The sequence below is a fragment of the Caballeronia sp. GAWG1-5s-s genome (genome assembly GCF_023631445.1).
Classification (GTDB): Bacteria; Pseudomonadota; Gammaproteobacteria; order Burkholderiales; family Burkholderiaceae; genus Caballeronia.
Genome location: NZ_JALQDC010000057.1, coordinates 1 through 1,229, shown reverse-complemented (window position 1 = coordinate 1,229; position 1,229 = coordinate 1). Strand labels below are relative to the sequence as shown.

The 1,229-nt window shown below is 64.4% G+C and carries 1 protein-coding gene; it reads left to right on the top strand.

The genetic code is table 11. The annotated features are described in order from the left end of the window. The coding region (locus NCR34_RS28405) for an FAD-binding protein (protein ID WP_250501435.1) at nt 1-1,229 on the top strand (1,229 nt) is incomplete at both ends.

Genomic DNA, 1,229 nt, shown 5'->3' with positions numbered 1-1,229 from the left:
CGCAATCCGGACGGCACCATCTATCAGCGCCCGTTCGGCGGCCATACCGCCAACTACGGCGAGAAGCCCGTGCAACGCGCGTGCGCCGCGGCCGACCGCACGGGTCACGCGTTGCTGCACACGCTGTATCAGCAGAACGTCGCGGCCAAGACGCACTTCTTCGTCGAGTGGATGGCGCTGGATCTGATTCGCGACGCTGACGGCGACGTGCTCGGCGTGACGGCTTTGGAGATGGAAACGGGCGACGTGTACATCCTCGAAGGCAAGACCACGCTCTTCGCCACGGGCGGCGCGGGTCGCATCTTCGCGGCATCGACCAATGCGTTCATCAATACGGGCGATGGCCTCGGCATGGCTGCGCGCTCGGGCATCGCGCTGCAGGACATGGAGTTCTGGCAGTTCCACCCGACCGGCGTCGCAGGCGCGGGCGTGCTGATCACCGAAGGCGTGCGCGGCGAAGGCGGCATCTTGCGTAACGCGAACGGCGACCGCTTCATGGAACGTTACGCGCCGACGCTCAAGGACCTCGCGCCGCGCGACTTCGTTTCGCGCTCGATGGACCAGGAGATCAAGGAAGGCCGCGGCGTCGGCCCGAACAAGGATCACGTGCTGCTGGACCTGTCGCACATCGGCGCGGAGACGATCATGAAGCGTCTGCCGTCGATTCGCGAGATCGCGCTGAAGTTCGCCAACGTCGACTGCATCAAGGAGCCGATTCCCGTGGTGCCGACCATCCACTATCAGATGGGCGGGATTCCGACGAACATGCACGGGCAAGTCGTCGGCACGGCGAAGGGCTATGACGATCCGGTCAACGGCTTCTATGCAGTGGGCGAATGCTCGTGCGTGTCGGTGCACGGCGCGAACCGTCTGGGCACGAACTCGTTGCTCGACCTGGTCGTGTTCGGCCGTGCGGCGGGCAATCACATCATCAAGCACGCGACCGAGATGAAGGAGCACAAGCCGCTGCCGGTCGATGCCGCCGACTTCGCGTTGGAGCGTCTCGCGGTGCTGGAGAAGTCGACCTCGGGCGAATACACGCAGCATATCGCCAACGACATCCGCGCGACGATGCAATCGCACGCGGGCGTGTTCCGCACCTCGAAGCTCCTGGAAGAGGGCGTCGAGAAGGTGGCGGAATTGGCCGAGCGCGTGAAGCACGTGCATCTGAAGGACAAGTCGAAGGTGTTCAACACCGCGAAGGTCGAGGCGCTGGAGTTGGCGAACCT